We start from the raw sequence: 18,680 nt of genomic DNA, 5'->3' as shown, positions 1-18,680 counted from the left end.
GCTGTGACCGGTGTCGAGGCATCGAGAGGCGAACACATCCGATGAATCTGTTCCCGTGCTCGAGGAGTGGCGCTCTGCGCCGCGCCCTGATCGCCTCCGCGATCATGGCGCTGACCGGGGTGGCGACGCTGCCGCCCGCGACCGCCGCGGCCGAAGGGGCGAGCGGCGTCGCGGGGTGCCAGGAGCCCGTGAGGCCGGCGCCGGTCATGACCGTGGAGGAGTGCGACAGCCCAGAACGGATCGTCGAGAAGGCCGCGAACATCGTGCCGCGCCCGTCCCAAGTGGCCTGGCAGCAGCGCGGCATCGTCGGCTTCACCCACTTCGGGATGAACACCTTCACCGACCGCGAGTGGGGCTCGGGCATGGAGAAGGAGTCACGCTTCGCCCCGCCGGGCGTCGACGTGGCGCAGTGGATGCGCGCGTACCGGGCGATGGGGGCCAAGCAGGTCATCTTCACCGCCAAGCACCACGACGGCTTTGTGCTCTATCCCACCCGCTACAGCAACCATTCCGTGATCGCCAGCCCTTGGTGGGTCAGCACCGCGGGCTGCGAGCAGGCCGAGGAGGCCGCCGCCGCCCGGGCCGCGGCCGAGCAGAAGCGTGACACCGACCCCTCCGCGTACTGGCGGGCGCGGAAGGCGGGCTGCGAACGGCAGGGCGGGGACATCCTCGGTGACTACGTCCGCGCGGCCCGTGCGGCGGGGCTGCGGGTGGGGGTCTATCTGTCGCCGTCGGACGGGGCCGAACTGCCCCGGGCGTGGCACAAGGACACCTACATCCCGGCGATCAAGGCCAAGCCGGCCAGCTCACGCTCGATCGCCGAGAAGGCCACGCTGGAGGACGCGCCCTCGAGCCCGGCCGGCCAGGGCCGGTACGGCAACTCCAGCACGCCCACAGCGCGTACGATCCCGACCCTGGTACCCGGTGACGACCGTGCCCGCGCGGTGGCCCGGGGCACTCTGCCGACGTTCGAGGTCGTCGAGGACGACTACAACGCCTACTACCTGAACCAGCTCTACGAACTGTTCACCCAGTACGGGCCGATCGACGAGCTGTGGCTGGACGGCGCCAACCCGTGGGCGGGTTCGGGGATCAGCGAGAAGTACGACTTCACGACCTGGTTCGCGATGATCAAGGCGCTGTCGCCGGACACCGTGGTCTTCGCCGGGCCGCAGGGCACTCGGTGGGTGGGCAACGAGGCGGGTACCGCGCGGACCAGCGAGTGGAGCACCGTGCCGGCGACCGGAGACCCGGACACGGCGCACAACGAGGGGCTGATCCCCGGTGGCGCGTGGGCCGAGGACATCGGTTCCCGGGCGGTGCTCGGCCGACCCGATGTGCGCTATCTGCAGTGGTTCCCGGCCGAGGCGGACTCCTCGATCAGGCCCGGCTGGTTCTACCACCCCGGCGAGCGGCCTCAGTCGGCGGCCGAGCTGGTCGACAAGTACCAGCGATCCGTCGGGCGCAACGCCGTGATGCTGCTGAACGCGCCGCCCGGCACGGACGGGCGGATCGCCGACGCCGATCTCGCCTCGCTCACCTCCTTCGGCACGGCCGTCCGCGACACCTACCGCACCAACCTGCTGGCGCCCGGAGTGGACGCGACGGGTGCCGCACTGGCCGACGAGGACCTGTCCACCGGCTGGTCCCCGGCGGGCCAGGCCACCACGGGCAGCGTGGTCCTGGCACTCCCCCGTGCGCAGAGCTTCGACCAGATCCTGCTCGGCGAGAACATCACCCGGGGCCAGCGGGTCGAGGAGTTCGCGGTGGACACCTGGGACGGCGCCAGGTGGGTGCAGGCGGCGAGCGGTACCACCGTCGGCTACAGCCGGATCCTGGTGCTGGACGCGCCGGTGCGCACCGACCGGGTCCGGATCCGGGTCCTGGCCGCGCGCGCCGCACCGCAGCTGGCGACGGTGGGTCTGTACCGTACGGTCGCACCATCCGCCCAGCCCGGTGATTCCCGGCCGAACACCCGTCACTGAACCGGCCCTCGGCGGCTCCTGCGGACTCGTGTTCAGACGAGCTGGACGGCCAGGGTGGTGGTGCGGTGGGCGGCGGTGTCGCTGATCCGTAGCAGCAGCTGGTTGTGGTCGTTGATGGCGTCGATCGACTGCACGGTGCTGCCCTTGGGCAGGTCCAGCATCGTGTCGAGCCGGTGCAGGCCGCCGTGCGGGTCCCACACCGCGGGGAGGTTGGTGGCGAGGGTGTCCGCTGTGGCACGTACGGTTCCGGTGATCCAGCCGCGTGCGTTGATGTCCAGTGCCTGCCCGCCGAAGCCTTCGTCGACCAGCCGTTGCGGGGCGTCGGGCGCGTCCCAGCGGATGGCCGCCGAGGTGCCGCCCGGGCGGGTCTCCCCGCCGACGGCCACGCCATGGTTGTTGACGCCGTGCAGCCACGTGCGCGTGGCGCCGAGCACCGAGCCGGCATACGTCGCCTCGGTGCCGTCGGGCCGCCAGGCGGTGCCCACGTCGCCTCTCCAGCCGACGACGAGCCCCTTGTCGTTGAGAGCCGGGGTGAAGGAGCCGTCGCCCGGCCCCGACAGGTGCTGGAACCTGGTCTCCGGCCGCCAGCGGTAGTACGACGTGGCGACGCGCGGGTGTCCTCCGGGCCAGTCGATGAACTGGTGGGACGCCGTCGCCGGCACGGTGCCGTCCTCGCCCGGCCGGGCCATACCTGCCGAGATCTCGCCCGACGGCAGGCCCGGAGTGGTCACGGTGCCGTCCGCGTTCCACAGCACCACGCCCTGGCCGGGCTGCACGCCCACGACACGGCCGTCGTCGGCGATGTCGGTCGGGTTGGCGAGCGGGGCGCCCAGGTGCGGCCAGGTAGGCCCGTCCTGCGGTCTGTGCTGCCCGGCGGAGGTCCGTGCCGCCATCGGCCGCGGCCGATGGCGGGGCGGCCGACAGATCGGCATGGTGGTGTTCCCCTCGGTGTCATGGGTGCCGGTGTGTGGCCGAAGGGCGTCATCATGCTCGCTCGGTTCCCGTCGTGCGGCCAAAACACATCAAATGGCTGGGCGACGATGTGGCGGACCCACTTGTCTCCGGGGTGAGGAGCGGCGTGTGGGACGACAGTGCGTGATGAAGCGGCGGAACTCGTCAGCCTGACCGTTCAAGGACGTTTAGTTATGTTTTGAACCCGGGCTGGCCGCAAGAACGTCAACTGACCCCACCCTCGTGGTCCCTCCAGCAGCAGATACGAGATCGGTCGGCAAGGACGGTCCCAGGCCCTCATGATTCTTGTCCGCCACGTGACAGCGCGATCTGGTAGACAAGCCGCCTCGGTTCAGCGCACCTGCGACATGCAAAGCCACGGGGAGACGGTATGTACAGCTTTTACGTGTTCGAAGGGTCGTTCCACCAGGGTGGAGGCGGATGGGAGGACATCGAGGTCAGTCACAGCCTCGCAGAGATCAAGCAGGCAGCCATCGAATACATACGGCTCGGCAACTGGGCCGACTCGCGCGACGACTTCGTGGTGAGGACGTATCAGGAGGGCAAGTTGGCCGTGGAGGAGGACCTTTACCCGTTCCTTCAGGTCAAAGTGTCCGGGCTCACTACCATCAGATTTCAGGGCGGTGGAGAGCCTCTAGGGGGAGTCCCCGAGCCGGGGAGCGAGTACGAGGAGGAGTGGACCGAGTACGAGCACGAGGACAGGCGCGAGTGGGTTGAGTACTTTCTTGTCCACGCGTTCGCGGAGACAGCGGAAGAACGCCCCGAAGATATCGAGGTGACGATCGACTGGGCACTCCTTGCGCTCCCCGAGCTGGCACAGCCGGTACTGCCGGAAGGAAAGGGCGTCTTCATCCGGCAGGACGAGCGGGGAGAGCGGTGGAAAGACGCCGTCGCGGTCGAGGGCGAGATCGGCCCGGACGACGACCCTGAGGAACTGTTCGAGGCGCGCGGCCGATACCTCACATATGGCTACAACTCCATGTTCCTGTGAGCGGCTTGGACCGACGCGTCCGGCAGTGCACTCAGACGAACCAGTCGCCGCTCCGCCGAAGCCGGACGAGCTTGAGTTGGACGAGTTCCAAGAAGGCGCAATTGCGGCAAATGATCAGCGCCGTGAGCGTGGAGGGCTCAGTGGGAATGCCGGGGACGCTTGGACCAGCTGTCCTTGCGGGGGCCTTTGTGGGGCAGTGACGTCTTCTCAGTGACGATCATTTCCAGATTCGGTTGAGGACGAGGGCGGCCCTGGCGATGTCGCCGATTCGGCTCGGGCTGAGGGTGATGTGTTGCAGGGTGCGCCAGCGCTGCTTGAGCTCGGCGGCAGCGCGTTCTCCGAGGGCGCGGACGCCTCTGATCAGGTTGTTCGTGGTGCGTGTGTCGGCATGCAGGGCCTGTTCGGAGCGACCCTTCGGGCGCCGGACCGGGACGAGGATGCCGATTCCGGCGCCGATGTAACCCTTGTCGGCCAGGGTGGGCAGGCCGTTGGCCGCCGCGCCGTACAGCGCGGGGAGTGCGTGGATGCGGGCGGCGGTGATGTCAGGGGTGGAGCCGGGCTCGACGTCGGAGACCCACAGCGGGGTGCCGTCGGGTGCGGCCAGGAACTGCACGTTGCCGCCGAATGCTTTGTGCTTCTGGCTGAACCATAGGTCGTTGCCGTTGTCGCGGACGCTGGCGAGGCGGTCGGACTCGATCAGGGTGCCGTCCAGGATCACGTGGGTCATGGCCTCGCGTCGGCACCGGTCCAGGACCTTGTGCAGTTCCGGGGCTTGGTCGGCGAGGATGTCGATGGCCTCGTGGAGGTAGCGGTAGCCGGTGGCCTGGGAGATGCCGGCGTCGCGCGCCAGGCAGTGCACGCAGCCGCGTTCGCGGAACCAGCGCAGAACCAGGACGGCCTGGCGGAACGGGCCGAGTGCCCGGCTGCCGCGCGGGGTGCCGATCCGCCGCCGGTGTGCGGCCAGCAAGCGTGAGAGGTGGTCCACGACGTGGCGCGGGACGTCGAGCGTGGCGACATAGGTGACCAACGTGAAGCCTCTGGTGGTTGCGGACATGATCTTGTGGTGAGACCTGTCCTACCAGTGGCTTTGCGTGCGTCTGCGGTCGGGTGTGGTCCGTCCGACTCGCCTTCGCCAGACGGTAGTTCACGCCGCTTCGCGCAGGTCGTTTCGCCGAGAAAACGTCACTGGCCGGCCCGTTCTTCCCAGGGCTCGGCGGACGAGCCGGCTAACGCGCCACCCGGTAGCGGAGGTAGACGACTCTCGAGCTGAAGGTGCGGGTCTCGACGAGTTCGAGATCCACCCGGCGCTCGCGCTGGGGAAAGAACGGAATGCCACCGCCAACCAGCACCGGGTAGACCATGGCCCGGTACTCGTCGATCAGACCCAACGCGGCCGCCTCGGCGGCGAGAGTCGCGCCGCCGATCGCGATGTCGCCCTCCCCCGGCTCGGCTCGCAACCGCTCGATCTCCTCCGCCAGGCCGCCGGAGGCCAGGCGGGCATGGCCCTGCACCGCCGACAGCGTGGTGGAGAACACCACCTTTGGCAGCGGCTTCCAGATCGCGGCCCACTCGAGCATTGAGTCGTCGAGCGATGGATCCTGGTCGGCGGTCTCCCAGTACAGCATCGTCTCGTACAGCCGTCGTCCCAACAGGTGGACGCCGACCTCTCGAATCTCGTCGATCCAGAAGCGAAAGACCTCCACGTCGGGCGCCGTCCAGTCGAAGCCGCCGTCCGGCCCGACGATGTAGCCGTCAAGTGAGACGCCCATCGAATAGGTCACGCTGCGCATCAGCAGTCCTCCTCGGTAACGGGTTCCACAGTACGACCGCCGGACGCGGACCGAACCAAGAGGCGCTTTCAGTACCGGCCGGAGATGGTACTGATCGAGGACATGGCCACGGCGGAGCAGTTCGACGTCACCCGTGACGAGGACGAGGCGTTCTGGGCCTGGGCCATCATCGAGACGCTCCGGCACACCGGCGTACGGCTAGTGCTCTGACCGCGTAGGTTCGCCGGGTTGGTGGTCGTGGCGGTTGGATGTGCACTGACGTCCGTCCCGACCGCTGGGGGTGTGGTGGCAGAGCCTGTCCGTGTGCGCAGGTTGACCGATCAGGAGGGGCAGAAACTACAGCAGATCGTGCGCCGGGGCAGCACCAGTTCGGTGCGGTTCCGGCGGGCGATGATGCTGCTGGCCTCGGCCGGCGGGAACCGGGTGCCGGTGATCGCGAAGCTGGTGCAGGCCGACGAGGACACCGTCCGGGACGTGATCCATCGGTTCAACGAGATCGGCCTGGCCTGCCTGGACCCTCAGTGGGCGGGAGGCCGTCCCCGCCTGCTCAGTCCTGACGACGAGGACTTCGTCATCCAGACGGCCACCACCCGCCCCACCAAGCTCGGCCAGCCCTTCACCCGCTGGTCCATCCGCAAACTCGCCACCTACCTGCGGAAAGTGCACGGCCGCATGATCCGGATCGGCCGCGAGGCATTACGGTGCCTGCTCGCCCGCCGCGGCATCACCTTCCAGCGCACCAAGACCTGGAAGGAGTCACCGGACCCCGAGCGCGACGCCAAGCTCGACTGCATCGAGCACGTGCTGGAACGCTTCCCTGACCGGGTGTTCGCGTTCGACGAGTTCGGCCCGCTTGGTATCCGGCCCGCCGCTGGCGCGTGCTGGGCTGCTGCTGGTCACCCCGAGCGCCATCCCGCGACGTACCACCGCACTCACGGAGTGAGGTACTTCCACGGCTGCTACTCGATCGGCGACGACACCCTGTGGGGCGTCAACCGTCGCAAGAAGGGCGCCGCGACTACCCTGGCCGCGCTCAGGTCGATCCGGGCCGCTTGCCCGGACGGCGCCCCGATCTACGTCATCCTGGACAACTTGTCCGCCCACAAGGGCGACACCATCCGCCGCTGGGCGAAGAAGAACAGGGTCGAGCTGTGCTTCACGCCGACCTACGCGTCCTGGGCCAACCCGATCGAGGCCCACTTCGGGCCGTTGCGACAGTTCACCATCGCCAACTCCAACCACCGCAACCACACCACACAGACCCGGGCCCTCCACGCCTATCTCCGCTGGCGCAACGCCAACGCCCGCCACCCCGACGTCCTTGCCGCCCAGCGTCGAGAGCGCGCCCGCAGCCGCAGTGAGAAGGGCATCCGATGGGGCGGACGAGCGAGGACGGCGGCCTGATCATTCGCTGACGTTCAACGTCGCGCAGTCCGCGACTCCAGTTCGGACAGCACCGCCCGGAGCCGCTCCAGGGCCGCGGTCGTGTCCGGCTCTCCGCGATTTCAAGGTCAAAATGGCAACGACCCATGCCGCTGCCCGCGCCGGTGACCTCGCCGTCGAGCTCGAACGCCGTCTCCAGAGCCTCCTCGACGTCGTCACGATCGATCGGCAGCCCCACGAAGACGATCTCGACGAACACTCCGGTCCTCCCTCTAAACCCGGCGAACCACAGCGGTCAGAGCACCTAGCTGCTCGCCGGTCGACCGTTCGCCGGCGTCTCGGTTCGCCAGCCGAGGAGGATCGTGCGAAGCGCCTGTTCGGCGAGGTAGCGGGCGCGATCGTTGCCGACGCTGCCGAGGTAACTGAGCGACGCGATGCCGTACAGCGTGCCCCAGAGGATCTCACAAGCCTGGTCGAAATCGGCCAGGACCACGTCGTGTGCAGCCGACCAGGAGGTGAGCAGCTCCTTGAGGACGTCGATGACCGGTTCCGCGACGCGCCGGCGTTCGTCCGCGTCGACCATCGGGTCGTTCATGACCTGGAAGAGGTGGGGGTGCTCGCCGGCGAACCGGACGTACTGCGACGCAATGCGCGTCATGCGCCGGTCCCTATCGGGCTCCTGCGCGGCTTGGCGGAACTCGCTCAGCATCAGGCGGTGACCGTGCGCGACCAGCTCCAGTACGAGCGCGTCCTTGTTGGCGAAGTGCTGGTAGACGACGGGCGCGGAATATTCGACATCGGTGGCGATGCGCCGGATCGTCAGGGCCGCGATGCCCTCGGTCTCGAGGACGTGCAGCGCGGCCTCGATGATCCGCTCCCGGGTGTTCGCCCGTTCGCGGGCCCGTCTCGTGCTGGTCGGCATGGTCCGTCACTTCGCTTCGATGGTGTCCTCGAACACTAGTCACCGCCTTGACCGCGCCGGCGACGCGCGTCATAGTTAACGCCGTTAGGAATTATAACGACGTTAGGAACGAGTAGTAAGTCATGATTTACCACATCAACAGAGTCACGATGAAGGCCACTGCGACGCCTGAGCAGATCGAAGGGGTGCTGGAGAGCTGGCGCAATCAGGGCCGGTCGAACCCCGCCATCAAGTCCTTCGTCGTCGGCCGCGACCACGGCGGCGACTACACGTACGGCGCGGTGTTCGTCGTCGAACATCTCGACGGGCTCTTCGCCTACCTGACGCACCCGACCACCTACCAGACCGACCACCTCGGGCTGCACCTGGTCGAACGGCTGGAGATCTTCGACGTCAGTGACGACGACGACCCTGACCTGAACGCCAAGATCCAGGAACTGCACCGGCGCCGCAACGAGCTCAACCCGCAGATCGCCGGCATGCTCGCAGACGTGCCCACCTACACCGGCTCCGGCGTGGACGACTGACCGATACCCCGGAGAAGGAGAAACCGTCATGGCCAAGCACGTCATCATCGGTGCCGGTTCCATCGGTACCAACGTCGCTCGTCTGCTCGCCGAGCGCGGCGAGAGCGTCCGGATCGTCACCCGCAGCGGCTCCGGCCCCGAGCACCCGCTGGTCGACCGGGTCGCCGCGGACGCGTCCGACCCCTCCCGCCTGACCGAGCTGTCCTGCGGCGCGGAAGTGATCTACCACTGCGCCAATCCACCCTCATACACGGTGTGGGAGCGCCTGTTGCCGCCCCTGCAGACGGCGGCCATCACCGCCGCCAAGGCGAACGACGCCGTCCTCGCGCTGACCGGCAGCCTTTACGCCTACGGTCCGCAGCCCGGCGGCCGGATGAACGAACACACCCCCATGGCCGCCACCGGGCACAAGGGCCGCCTGCGCAGACGCATGTGGGAACAGGCCCTCGCCGGGGGGATCCGCACCGTCGAGGTCCGCGGCTCCGACTACATCGGCAAGGACGCCAACGGCATCTACTCCCTGCTCATCAAGTCGGCCCTGCAGAAGGGAAAAGCGGCCTGGATCACCGGCCACCTGGACATGCCGCACACCTTCACCTTCAACGGCGACATGGCACAGGCCCTCATCACGCTGGCCTCGGAAGAACGCGCGTGGGGCCGACCCTGGCACGTGCCGTCCGCGCCGGCTGTCACCATTCGCGAGCTGGCGCGGCGCTACGCCGTCGCGGCAGGGCGGCCACCGATCAAACTAATCCAGATACCGCGCTCCGTGACGCGTACGGCCGGGCTGATCGTGCCGATCGCCCGCGAGATGGCCGAGATGGACTACCAGTGGTACGCGCCGTTCCACATGGACGCGACGGAGACCACCGAGACCTTCGGCCTGACCGCCACCGACCTCGACACCGCCGTCCGCAACGAGGTCGGCTGAACTCCCACCGCCACACCGGCAGGCCGACGGCATGGCCGCCGACACCGTGAACATTCGTGGTCACGGCACTAGAGGCACTGCTGGTCCTCGCCACCGTGATCACCCGGCCCCGCGGAGAAACGCCGGCACGATCCCTCTCGTCGCGCGCTACGACTACCACGAACTGGTCACCAGGCCGCCGCTGCCGCACCTCTTCCAGCGCCGGATCGGCTGGAAACGCGACGTCATCAGCACTGACACGCTCTACCAGTTGCTCAACGACACCCTGGCCCGAGCCGCCCTCACCGACGAGACGGGCGAGCCCCTGCACTTCACGCCGCACGACTTCCGCAGAATCTTCGCGACCGAGGCCGTCGCCGGCGGACTGCCCATCCATATCGCCGCCCGCTTGCTCGGCCATACCAGTACGAGCACCACGGAGGCGCAAGTTCCAGGAACGCTTCCACACCCGCAAGCTGGAGCTCGGCGAAGTCCAAGGACTCCAAGTCAGTCTCACCAAAGCCAAGGAGAAACTCGTGGGTCGCGTTACGGTAGTCGCGCGAGCCGTCGACCGCTGCTTGCACCGCTTCCCAGGCCGCCTCGCTGCTGAAGTCGGTGCGGCAGGACCAGCGAGGTCAGCTCATCAGGTTGAGGCAAGTCCATGCACGTCATCATCCTTTCACCCGAGACCAGGCGCTTCTCCGGTGGCTCCAGAAGTGACAGGCCCAAGGCCGGAGGGCAGATGGCGCACGGTTGTCGACACGGCGTCCGCCACCGTGATCGTATCGACAAGGACCTCACCCATGATGCTGGCACTGAGGGTGTAGCGGCTGTCTCGATGCGCGTCCAGGCAAAGCGGAATGACCGTGAGGCGAGGGCGGGTACTGGTGGAGAATCGCAGCGTCCAGTGGCTCGTGACCGGGTAGAGCCCCCGCAGTGCCGGTTCAGCGTATGCCGCCTCCACAAGCGCGCGGTACTCGGGCCAGTCCACCTCGTCTGCCTCCGTGAGCAGGTGCTGCCACTCGGACTCGGCCAGTCGCACCGGATCCTGGTCGGCCACCTCGAAGCGGCCGGTGAGGTGTACGAACGGCGCGGCTCGAGAGATGTCGGTCAGCGCTGCCCCGTCGTGCCAGGCTTGCGCCGCCCGGGCGACCGGGGCCAGGTCCTGCGTGGTTCCGTCGATCAGTGCCATGCCTTGGAATGACTCACAGCCGCGGATTGACCACCGCCGTTCGGCTACCCACGCGGTGATCTCCAAGGTCGTCCGTTGCGGAACGGTGCTCGCGACGGTGGCATGGCGCAGCGGGTCGGATTCCGAGGCGGTGAACGGGACCGAGAAGCCGTCCTTGATTGCGGCGGCTCGGAGCGCCGCGGCGAGGCTCCCTTCTATAGCAACGTCGGGATACAGAGCAGCGGGATCAGTTGACGTGGCCATAGATCTGATTCTGCCGCCGCGATCATCCCGTGGGTCTCGCGAACCAGGCACACGCATCACTCTTTGACCCGAGGCATGGCCCGGTAAGGCGGTCATCACGAGTAGCCCGTCTGCAGAACAGTCCGGATAATCGTCCGGCATGGCCGCCCTGGCGACGGTGGGCCGCCGCAGCAGATCGGCGGTGGCCTGATGGGTGACGTCCTCGTCCCGGGTCAGCTCGCCGACAAACCGCAGTTCGTCCTGCGGGCTGACCTGGCCGGTCACTGTGGGCCGTCGCGGCAGATCCGAAGCGACCTGCTGGCGACTTCCTCATCCCGGGTGAGATCCGTAACGGCCTGGACCTTCTCCTCGACGGTGACCGGCCGGTCGACCCGCTGTCCCACCAGGCGATTGGCGCTGTCGTGGGTCCACCGGCGCTGACCGGTTCGCTGGTTGAACGGAGGGTCGTCGATCGCCGCCCACCGCTGCGCGTCGTCCCTGATCGAGGCCAGGACCCGGTGGACACCGAAGGCCACCCCGTCCTCGCCGACCCTCGCCAGCTGTCCCGCTCGATCCAGACCATCGCCGCGCGCTGGGCCTTCTCCGACCCCGCCCACTTCAGTCGCGTTTTCCGCGCTGCCCACGGCATGACCCCGAGGGATTATCGCCACTACGCTCAGCACCGCTTTACGCAGGAATCGACAAGCGCGGTGCACGGGTAGTCAAGGACTTCCACTCGCTGACGCGACATTGTTCTGTCCGCGCGCCCGCACTCGTCCTCAACGGAATCTGGAAATGACTGCCGCTCACCGATGCGGGGCAGGCGGGCGGACCGCCTCGTCGTAGTGACGAAGCCCGCGGTCCGCGAGTCCGGCTTCGCACCCGCCCCGCAGCTGGAGCATCTCGTCACCACCGGCTACCTCGGCCACAAGACGGGCCGCGGCTTCCGCGACTACAGCAGAGCCGCGTCAGTCCAGGCAGAACTCGTTGCCCTCGGGATCGGCCAACACGATGAAGCCGGCGCTCATCGGGGGAGCGGGCTCGTAGCGGCGCACCCGCGTCGCTCCCAGCGCGACGAGCCGGTCGCACTCGGCCTCCAGCGCCGCCATCCGCTCCTCCCCCTGTAGCCCGGGAGCCGCACGGACGTCGAGGTGGACGCGGTTCTTGGCGGTCTTGCCCTCCGGCACCTGCTGGAAGAACAGCCGTGGGCCGTGCCCGTCCGGGTCCTCGATGGCCGATTTCGTGTTGCGCTGCTCCTCCGGTACGCCGACCCGCGCGAGGAAGTCGTCCCACGCGGCCAGCGGGTCGGCCTCCTCGGGCAGGTCGACTCCGGGCGGGCCGGGGTGGACGTAGCCCAGTACGTCGCGCCAGAAGGACGACAGCGCCCGCGGGTCGTGGGCGTCGAAGGTGACCTGGATGTGGCGGCTCATCGGGTTGCTCCGTTCGTAGCGGGATTCGTATACAGGAGGAACAGGAGGAAGGCGTGGTCCATCGTGAAGTCCCCGGCACCGAACCGCACGGGCGCCGTCGAGCTGCCGCGCGGCCTAAGGCTCCGGGCGTCCGGCGCCCCGAAGTACTCGTCGTCGGTGAGGCCGTCGATCCGGTCTCGGAGTCGATGGTTCCGATGGACGTCCCACTGCTCGCGCAGCGTCCGGTTCCGGTGGAGTTCGTCTGCGTCCATGGAGCCACCCTGACACCTCTAGCGGACAGAATCGGTCCGCTATCTCTGGCAGGGTGGGCGACATGGATGCGGCGAGTGGTGACGAGCGCGGTACGACGGAGCGGGTGCTCACCCTGCTTGGGCTGCTACAGCAGCGCCAGGTCTGGACCGGCCCCGAGCTCGCCGACCGGCTCGGGGTCACGCCGCGCACGGTACGGCGTGATGTCGAGCGGCTGCGCACGCTCGGCTATCCGGTGCACGCCACCCAGGGTGTCGGCGGCGGCTACCGGCTCGGCCCGGGGCAGGACCTGCCGCCGCTGCTTCTCGACGACGAGGAGGCGATCGCCACCGCGGTCTCACTGCTCGCCGGCGCGGGTGGCGCGGTCGTCGGCGCGGGCGACGCCACGCTCCGGGCGCTGACCAAGCTCGACCGGGTGCTGCCCACCCGGCTGCGGCACGAGGTGCGCGCGCTCTCCGGCTCGGTGGAGTCCTTCGGCGGAGGCGTGACGCCGGTCGACCCCGAGGTGCTCATGACGCTGGCCAGAGCCTGCCGCGACGAGGTCGAGACCGGCTTCGACTACCCGTCCGGGAGCGAGGTGCGACGGCGGCGGGTCGAGCCCTACCGCCTGGTCGCCTCCGACCGGCGCTGGTACCTCTTCGCCTATGACCTCGATCGCGACGGCTGGCGCAGCTTCCGTGTCGACCGGATGGCCGCTGCGTCCGCACGGACCTGGCGCTTCCGCCCGCGCCCGGCGCCCGACGCGGCGAGGTACGTTCAGGAGAGTGTCGCGAGTCGGGTCTACCCGCACCAGGCGCGTTTCCTCGTACACGCGCCGGCCGACACGGTGCGCGCGCAGATTCCGGCGTCGGCGGCCGTCGTACGACGGCGAGGGAGCGAGCTCTGCGAGGTGCTCAGTGGCGCCGCCAGCCTCGACTTCGTGCTCATGCACGTGCTCCTGCTGGGGCACGACTTCGAGGTACTCGACCCTCCGGAGCTCGGGGGGCGCTGTCGCGCGCTGGCGGAGAGACTGCTGTCGGCCGGTGCAACGATCTCACCGGTGCCGGACGCGGAGGAACCATGCCGTCCCGATACGCCTGGTGGGCGGTGCCGCGCTTGCCGTGGCGTATGTCGCGAGCCGGCTTGTGGCGCGCACGGACCTGGTGGGTGAGTTGCGGCGGCCGCTGACGCCGTCGGGGACGAACCTGCTGGGCTTGGTCAAGCACCTGGGCGGTGCCGAGATCGGCTGGTTCCGCGCAACTTTCGGCCGCGAAGCCGAGCCCTTCCTGGCGTTCTGCTCACTCAGAACACCAACCCCGCCTGACAGCAGCAAAATCAGTAGTTGCTCAACCCCAGCTCCGCATACCTTCGGCAGCATGGCTGACGAGTGTTTCGGGCATCCACGGCTCGCCGCGATCTACGACCCGCTCGACCCTGATCGCAGCGACCTCGACGCATACGTCCGGATGGCAGAGGAGTTCGGCGCGCGTCACGTACTGGACATTGGCTGCGGAACAGGAGTGTTCGCGCTCCTGCTGGCTGATCGCGGGATCGAGGTCGTCGGCGTCGATCCCGCCCAGGCCTCCATCGATGTGGCCCAAGCCAAACCCGGCGGCGAGCGAGTGCGCTGGATCCGCGGAGACGCGACGGCGCTCCCGCCGCTGCACGTCGACCTTGCGACGATGACGGCGAACGTTGCCCAGGCAATCGTCGAACCGTCGGCATGGCAGAAGACCCTGCGGGGTGCCTACGAAGCTCTTCGCCCCGGTGGACACCTGATGTTCGAGACCCGCGATCCAGCCAGGCGCGCCTGGGAAGAGTGGAACCGCGAGACCTCCTACAGGGTGACGGAGATCCCAGGCGTCGGCGCCGTCGAAAGCTGGGTTCAGCTGATCGAGGTCAGTTCGCCACTCGTGACGTTCCGCTGGACCTACGTGTTCGCTACGGATGGGCAGGTACTGACCTCGGATTCGACGCTGCGTTTCCGTGAGCGGCAGGAGATTGAGACGGACCTGACCGCGCACGGATACATAGTGGAGGACGTCCGCGACGCGCCTGACCGGCCGGCCAGGGAATTCGTCTTTCTCGCACGGCGTCCGAAACCGGCTACCGGAATCTGCGGGCCCGCCACAGTGCCGCGGCCGCGAGCGCGGCCGAGGCATCCCGCCACCGTGCGAAGAAGATTGCCGCCGCTCTGGTCGCCGCCCACGGCCCGAACCTGACCATCGAGGACTGCGACATCCGCACCTGGTTCCGCCTGTGGGGCCGTGCCTGCTCAGCCACCACCCCCGGACGGCTGATCACCGCACTCGCCACCGAGTGCACAGCCACCGGCGGACGGCACCTGTATGCCTCGATCGAAGTCCCCGCCCTCGGGCCGGAACGACACGACCGCACACCGGCCGCCCCCCCAGTGATCAGACCACCGGGCGTGCCGCGGCCGGGCGCTGGCGAGGTGGTTCCCGGCTTGTCGCAGTCAGCCAGGTGTGGGTCCGGGAGCAGGCGGTGGGCGGCGAGGTGTTTGGCCAGGAGACAGCGACCAAGCTCCTGAGCGATCTGGCCCAACTGGCCCGCGGCACCGGCGGACAGGGCCACCGCCTGTGCTGCTGAACGGCCCAGGGAAGGACACGCGTGCGCCACCAGCCTGCCCGCGTGCCGGGTCACCGGCCACGCCAACACCACCCGGGCCGCCGAGCTTCCGCGAGGGGCCGTGCGACCGACCCCCGCTACTCCGCCGCGGGCTGCGGGCGCACCGTGAGCGCCTGCTGCGCGTATCCGACGGGACCGTGAACGTCGTGCAGAACCGTGCTGGTCACACCCTGTCCTGTGGCGCCGAAGACGACCGTGGTGTCCAGGCCGGTCCAGCGCCCCTCGGGCCGCCGGTAGAGGTACACGGACATGTCGACGTTCGGGTACATCCACTGCGTGGGCGGCTGCCGTACGGCGATGCCGTTGGCGGTGTCGACGAGTGCGATGTAGTTCGCCAACGCGCTGCTGTGTTCACCGTGGACCAGGGTCAGCGGCGTGGAGACCCAGGCCGTGGTGCGGCCGGGTCGCGGCTCACCGACGGGCCTCACGTCCAGGGACGCGATGTAGCCGCCCGGCCACCGCTCGGACAGCGCCCAGGGGTCGAGTGGTTCCGGGGCGGGCAGCGCGGCGGGTTCACCGCCTGCCACGGCGCTGGTGTCCTGCGCGGCCAGAAGCCAGGCGCGGGCGCGCACCACGGTACGTTCGGCGATGGTGACGGTCGCCTCGACGAGTTCGATGGTGCGGCCGGGCCTGACCGTCTCCACGGAGATGTGACACTCGTCGAGGGCGATCCGCCCGAGGATGTCGAAGTTCAAACGGCTGATCAGCTTGCCCTGCGGCGCCGCGGAGTCGAGGTGGCGCTGCATGGCGTGGACGACGAGGCCGCCGAGCGGGCTGAAGTGCTGCTCGTCCGTACTCCAGGCGCCGCTCGCGTGGGCGGTCGGCTTGTACCGCCCCTCGTCGATGCGCTCGTAGTAACTCGGCACGGTCCACACGTCCTCGGTCAACGACGTTCTCTCCGCTCGGTACGACACACAGCGGCACCACTCGGCCGCCCGCAGCTCGGACCGCGCCACTCAATGCCATCTACACCGATCTCAGCATAAGGGTGACGGGGCGCCGTCCGGTCCTCGTTGCCGGCGCCGGAGCGATCTCGTCGCGATGATCGTCATCGGTGTCGAGCTCCGAGCGGTCTGGCTCGCCGCGCTCTGCGTCGGCCAGGTTCAGCATGAGCTGGTTGCCCCGAAGCCCTCGTACCCGCGGTCAGGGGGTCGTCAGCTCCCCGACGCGCAGGGCCGCGGTCACGCCGCCGTCCATCAGCAGGTCGGCACCGGTGATGAATCCGGCGTGCTCGCCGAGCAGGAAGGCCGATGCCTCCGCGACCTCGTCGGGCGTGCCGAAGCGGCCGGCCGCCGACACCTCGCGTACGCGCTCGAACCACTCGGCGCGCGGACCGGTGAGCTCGTCCTTGGCCAGCGGCGTGATGATCACTCCGGGGCTGACGGCGTTGACACGGGCTCCGCGCTTGCCCCACGCGACGGCGGCGGTCTGGACCCGTAGCGAGTTGGCCCGTTTGGAGAGCGCGTAGGCGTGGACGGAGGAACCCACCTGGTCGGGCTGGAGGAACGGCAGCGCGAGCAGCTGCGAGGTCTCGGTGGTCGCCAGGGCGTGCTCAATGTCGCGCGCGTAGGGGCTCTCGCGGTGCCCGGCCATGCTGGCGATCACGATGCCGGCCCCGCCCGGGGCGATGACACGGGCGAACGCGTCGAGGACCAGCGCCGTGCCCAGGAGGTCGACGTGCAGGACCCGCTCCGTACTCGCCTGGGTGGGCGAAACACCGGCGTTGTGCACCACCTGGGTGACCGGGCCCAACTCGGCCGCCGCGTCGGCCAGGGCCTCGACCGCGGCACGGTCAGAGACGTCGGTGACCCTGGTGGTCACCTCGTAGCCCTCGTCAGCGAGCCGCTCGGCGGCCTCGGCCAGCGCCTTGTCGCTGGAGTCGGCCAGCAGCAGGAGGCGGCCGGCGCCGACACGGCGGGCGATCGCGCGGCCGATGCTGCCCGCGCCGATGATGACAGCGATTTCCTTGCTCACGTCAGGATCGGTTGCTTCGTGTTGGCGGGATCCGCCCGAGGTGGAGGCCATCACGGAGTGACCAACACCTTCAGTGCCTCGCGGGCCGCCATCGCCCGATAGCCCTCGGCGGCGTCGCCCAGGCCCACCGTGCGGTCGAAGACACGACCGGGCTCGATGCGGCCCTCCAGGATGTCGGGCAGCAGCTCCTCGATGTAGGCACGGGCCGGGGCCACGCCGCCAGTGAGGGTGATGTTGTTCATGAACTCCGGGAAGCCGAGGGGGACTTCGCCGTACTGCGGAGCGCCGACCCGGCTGACCGTGCCGCCCGCGCGGACCACGCCAAGCGACGTCTCCAGGGCGGGCAGAGTGCCGACGCACTCCAGCACGGTGTGGGTGCCGTCGCCGCCGGTCAGCTCCCGTACGCGCTCGATGCCCTCCTCGCCGCGCTCGGCCACGACGTCGGTGGCGCCGAAGTCCCGGCCCAGGTCGGTGCGGTCCTCGTGCCGGCCCATCAGGATGATCCGCTCGGCACCGAGCCGCTTGGCGGAGATGACCGCGGACAGGCCCACCGCGCCGTCGCCGATCACCGTCACGGTCGTACGGGGATTGACCCCGGCCGTGACCGCGCAGTGGTGGCCGGTGCACAGGACGTCGGAGAGGGTGAGCAGGGAGGACAGGAGGGCGGAGTCCTCGGCCACCGGCAGCTTCACCAGCGTGCCCTGCGCCTGCGGCACCCGTACCGCCTCGCCCTGGCCGCCGTCGATGCCGTCCCGCGCCCACAGGCCACCGTGCCGGCAGGAGGTGTGCAGGCCCTCGGCGCAGAAGTCGCAAGTGTTGTCGGACCAGACGAAGGGGGCGACGACCAGGTCGCCCCGCTTGAGGCCGGACACGTGCGCGCCGGTGTCCTCGACGACGCCGAGGAACTCGTGGCCCATGCGCTCGCCGTGCGCCGTGGCCGGCATGGAGCCGTAGGGCCACAGGTCGCTGCCGCAGACACAGGCGCGCAGGACGCGCACGACGGCGTCGGTGGGCTGCTGGATCTTCGGGTCCGGGACATCCTTGACCCGGACGTCGCCGGCGCCGTACATCAGTGTTGCTCGCATGAGGGTTGCTCCCAGGGGTCAGCGGGTGGTGGTGCGGGGTGCGTTGTAGGTGGCGTCGCGGCCGTGTCGTTGTCGCCTCGACCGGCTGGGGGGAAGACGCCAAGGTCTACGGCCTCCCTCTGCCGCACGGGGTCATTCCCGACGCACTCGACACTCCCGCGCGGGCGCGTCGTGTGGCAGACCGCGGTGTTCCGGGGAGCGCTGTTCCGGGGAGTGACAGGGCCCCCCACGCGTGTCGGGGGCCGAGCCGACCAGCCGCAGAGACCGGAAGATCGCGGTCGCGCTAAGGTAAGGTTTACCTAAACACAAAGGCCTCTGGGCGGGGCGTCCCCTGTTCAGCACCACGATGAAGCTGCCCCGGACCCAAGGGAGTTGGCCGTTGGAGACCGCACGGTGAGGCGGGGCAAGAGAGCCCGCCCC

20 protein-coding genes and 3 pseudogenes are annotated in these 18,680 nt (G+C 69.0%); 11 read left to right on the top strand and 12 right to left on the bottom strand.

Going from position 1 to position 18,680, the window contains the following annotated elements:
* Positions 1–41 precede the first annotated feature (41 nt).
* A complete protein-coding gene (locus ACWY4P_RS52590; protein ID WP_456207912.1) occupies positions 42–1,985 on the top strand; it encodes an alpha-L-fucosidase in 1,944 nt (647 codons plus the stop codon).
* Between the two features lie 32 nt (positions 1,986–2,017).
* Here the strand turns inward: ACWY4P_RS52590 and ACWY4P_RS52585 are convergent, their stop codons facing one another.
* Together ACWY4P_RS52585 and ACWY4P_RS52580 are read right to left on the bottom strand one after the other, a co-directional pair.
* Positions 2,018–2,878, bottom strand: coding sequence for a hypothetical protein (locus ACWY4P_RS52585; RefSeq protein WP_456213383.1), 861 nt, complete (start codon positions 2,876–2,878; stop codon positions 2,018–2,020).
* 137 nt (positions 2,879–3,015) lie between these two features.
* Positions 3,016–3,100, bottom strand: a pseudogene (locus tag ACWY4P_RS52580) (RacP protein); the annotation flags it as partial.
* A 227-nt stretch (positions 3,101–3,327) separates the two neighbouring features.
* Between ACWY4P_RS52580 and ACWY4P_RS52575 the strand changes: the two are divergent.
* Positions 3,328–3,948 (top strand): hypothetical protein, encoded by a 621-nt coding sequence (locus ACWY4P_RS52575; protein WP_456207911.1) that lies wholly within the window; start codon positions 3,328–3,330, stop codon positions 3,946–3,948.
* A gap of 217 nt (positions 3,949–4,165) precedes the next feature.
* Here ACWY4P_RS52575 and ACWY4P_RS52570 read toward each other — a convergent pair whose 3' ends face one another.
* A complete protein-coding gene (locus ACWY4P_RS52570) occupies positions 4,166–4,975 on the bottom strand; it encodes a transposase family protein (RefSeq protein WP_456213345.1) in 810 nt (269 codons plus the stop codon).
* Between the two features lie 199 nt (positions 4,976–5,174).
* Positions 5,175–5,738, bottom strand: coding sequence for a dihydrofolate reductase family protein (locus tag ACWY4P_RS52565; RefSeq protein WP_456207910.1), 564 nt, complete (start codon positions 5,736–5,738; stop codon positions 5,175–5,177).
* Between the two features lie 84 nt (positions 5,739–5,822).
* On the opposite strand from ACWY4P_RS52565, the gene ACWY4P_RS52560 reads away from it, so the two are divergent.
* Positions 5,823–5,948, top strand: a complete 126-nt coding sequence (locus tag ACWY4P_RS52560; protein WP_456207909.1) for a hypothetical protein — start codon at positions 5,823–5,825, stop codon at positions 5,946–5,948.
* Between the two features lie 75 nt (positions 5,949–6,023).
* Positions 6,024–7,142 (top strand): IS630 family transposase, encoded by a 1,119-nt coding sequence (locus tag ACWY4P_RS52555; RefSeq protein ID WP_456207908.1) that lies wholly within the window; start codon positions 6,024–6,026, stop codon positions 7,140–7,142.
* A 283-nt stretch (positions 7,143–7,425) separates the two neighbouring features.
* Here the strand turns inward: ACWY4P_RS52555 and ACWY4P_RS52550 are convergent, their stop codons facing one another.
* Positions 7,426–8,043, bottom strand: a complete 618-nt coding sequence (locus ACWY4P_RS52550; protein ID WP_456207907.1) for a TetR/AcrR family transcriptional regulator — start codon at positions 8,041–8,043, stop codon at positions 7,426–7,428.
* A 149-nt stretch (positions 8,044–8,192) separates the two neighbouring features.
* Between ACWY4P_RS52550 and ACWY4P_RS52545 the strand changes: the two genes are divergently transcribed.
* From ACWY4P_RS52545 to ACWY4P_RS52535, 3 genes are read left to right on the top strand one after another with little or no spacing between them, the layout of a single operon-like run.
* Complete coding sequence (locus tag ACWY4P_RS52545; protein ID WP_245970625.1) at positions 8,193–8,570, top strand: Dabb family protein; 378 nt, start codon at positions 8,193–8,195, stop codon at positions 8,568–8,570.
* Positions 8,571–8,598: 28 nt separating this feature from the next.
* Positions 8,599–9,501, top strand: a complete 903-nt coding sequence (locus ACWY4P_RS52540) for an SDR family oxidoreductase (protein ID WP_456207906.1) — start codon at positions 8,599–8,601, stop codon at positions 9,499–9,501.
* Between the two features lie 31 nt (positions 9,502–9,532).
* Positions 9,533–10,090 (top strand): tyrosine-type recombinase/integrase, encoded by a 558-nt coding sequence (locus ACWY4P_RS52535; protein ID WP_456207905.1) that lies wholly within the window; start codon positions 9,533–9,535, stop codon positions 10,088–10,090.
* A 69-nt stretch (positions 10,091–10,159) separates the two neighbouring features.
* On the opposite strand, the gene ACWY4P_RS52530 is transcribed toward ACWY4P_RS52535, so the two are convergent.
* Both ACWY4P_RS52530 and ACWY4P_RS52525 read right to left on the bottom strand, forming a co-directional pair.
* Positions 10,160–10,672: a DUF6193 family natural product biosynthesis protein gene (locus tag ACWY4P_RS52530; RefSeq protein ID WP_456213344.1), complete on the bottom strand. Its 513-nt coding sequence runs from the start codon at positions 10,670–10,672 to the stop codon at positions 10,160–10,162.
* Between the two features lie 432 nt (positions 10,673–11,104).
* Positions 11,105–11,430: pseudogene (locus ACWY4P_RS52525) on the bottom strand (DUF6192 family protein); the annotation flags it as partial.
* Between ACWY4P_RS52525 and ACWY4P_RS52520 the strand changes: the two are divergent.
* Complete coding sequence (locus ACWY4P_RS52520; protein WP_456207904.1) at positions 11,317–11,616, top strand: helix-turn-helix domain-containing protein; 300 nt, start codon at positions 11,317–11,319, stop codon at positions 11,614–11,616. The pseudogene ACWY4P_RS52525 and the gene ACWY4P_RS52520 overlap by 114 nt on opposite strands.
* Before the next feature lie 246 nt (positions 11,617–11,862).
* Here ACWY4P_RS52520 and ACWY4P_RS52515 read toward each other — a convergent pair whose 3' ends face one another.
* Together ACWY4P_RS52515 and ACWY4P_RS52510 are read right to left on the bottom strand one after the other, a co-directional pair.
* Complete coding sequence (locus ACWY4P_RS52515; protein WP_456207903.1) at positions 11,863–12,324, bottom strand: VOC family protein; 462 nt, start codon at positions 12,322–12,324, stop codon at positions 11,863–11,865.
* Positions 12,321–12,575 carry a hypothetical protein gene (locus tag ACWY4P_RS52510; protein ID WP_456207902.1) on the bottom strand — a complete coding sequence of 85 codons (255 nt, stop codon included), beginning with the start codon at positions 12,573–12,575 and terminating at the stop codon, positions 12,321–12,323. The genes ACWY4P_RS52515 and ACWY4P_RS52510 overlap by 4 nt, the downstream gene beginning before the upstream one ends.
* A gap of 62 nt (positions 12,576–12,637) precedes the next feature.
* Between ACWY4P_RS52510 and ACWY4P_RS52505 the strand changes: the two genes are divergently transcribed.
* From ACWY4P_RS52505 to ACWY4P_RS52495, 3 genes and pseudogenes are all read left to right on the top strand, one after another.
* Positions 12,638–13,723, top strand: a complete 1,086-nt coding sequence (locus ACWY4P_RS52505) for a helix-turn-helix transcriptional regulator (RefSeq protein ID WP_456207901.1) — start codon at positions 12,638–12,640, stop codon at positions 13,721–13,723.
* Positions 13,674–13,784 (top strand): annotated as a pseudogene (locus ACWY4P_RS52500) (hypothetical protein); the annotation flags it as partial. The gene ACWY4P_RS52505 and the pseudogene ACWY4P_RS52500, both read left to right, overlap by 50 nt.
* Before the next feature lie 144 nt (positions 13,785–13,928).
* Positions 13,929–14,774, top strand: a complete 846-nt coding sequence (locus tag ACWY4P_RS52495; protein ID WP_456213343.1) for a class I SAM-dependent methyltransferase — start codon at positions 13,929–13,931, stop codon at positions 14,772–14,774.
* A 504-nt stretch (positions 14,775–15,278) separates the two neighbouring features.
* On the opposite strand, the gene ACWY4P_RS52490 is transcribed toward ACWY4P_RS52495, so the two are convergent.
* The 3 genes from ACWY4P_RS52490 to ACWY4P_RS52480 all read right to left on the bottom strand — a co-directional run bounded on the left by ACWY4P_RS52490 (position 15,279) and on the right by ACWY4P_RS52480 (position 18,260).
* Positions 15,279–16,088 carry a thioesterase family protein gene (locus ACWY4P_RS52490; RefSeq protein WP_456207900.1) on the bottom strand — a complete coding sequence of 270 codons (810 nt, stop codon included), beginning with the start codon at positions 16,086–16,088 and terminating at the stop codon, positions 15,279–15,281.
* A gap of 256 nt (positions 16,089–16,344) precedes the next feature.
* Positions 16,345–17,175: an SDR family oxidoreductase gene (locus ACWY4P_RS52485; RefSeq protein ID WP_456207899.1), complete on the bottom strand. Its 831-nt coding sequence runs from the start codon at positions 17,173–17,175 to the stop codon at positions 16,345–16,347.
* Positions 17,176–17,225: 50 nt separating this feature from the next.
* Positions 17,226–18,260, bottom strand: coding sequence for a zinc-binding dehydrogenase (locus tag ACWY4P_RS52480; RefSeq protein ID WP_456207898.1), 1,035 nt, complete (start codon positions 18,258–18,260; stop codon positions 17,226–17,228).
* Positions 18,261–18,680: the final 420 nt, after the last annotated feature.

This window comes from Streptomyces sp. LZ34, from assembly GCF_053890475.1.
This window is presented reverse-complemented; position numbering and strand designations above follow the sequence as displayed.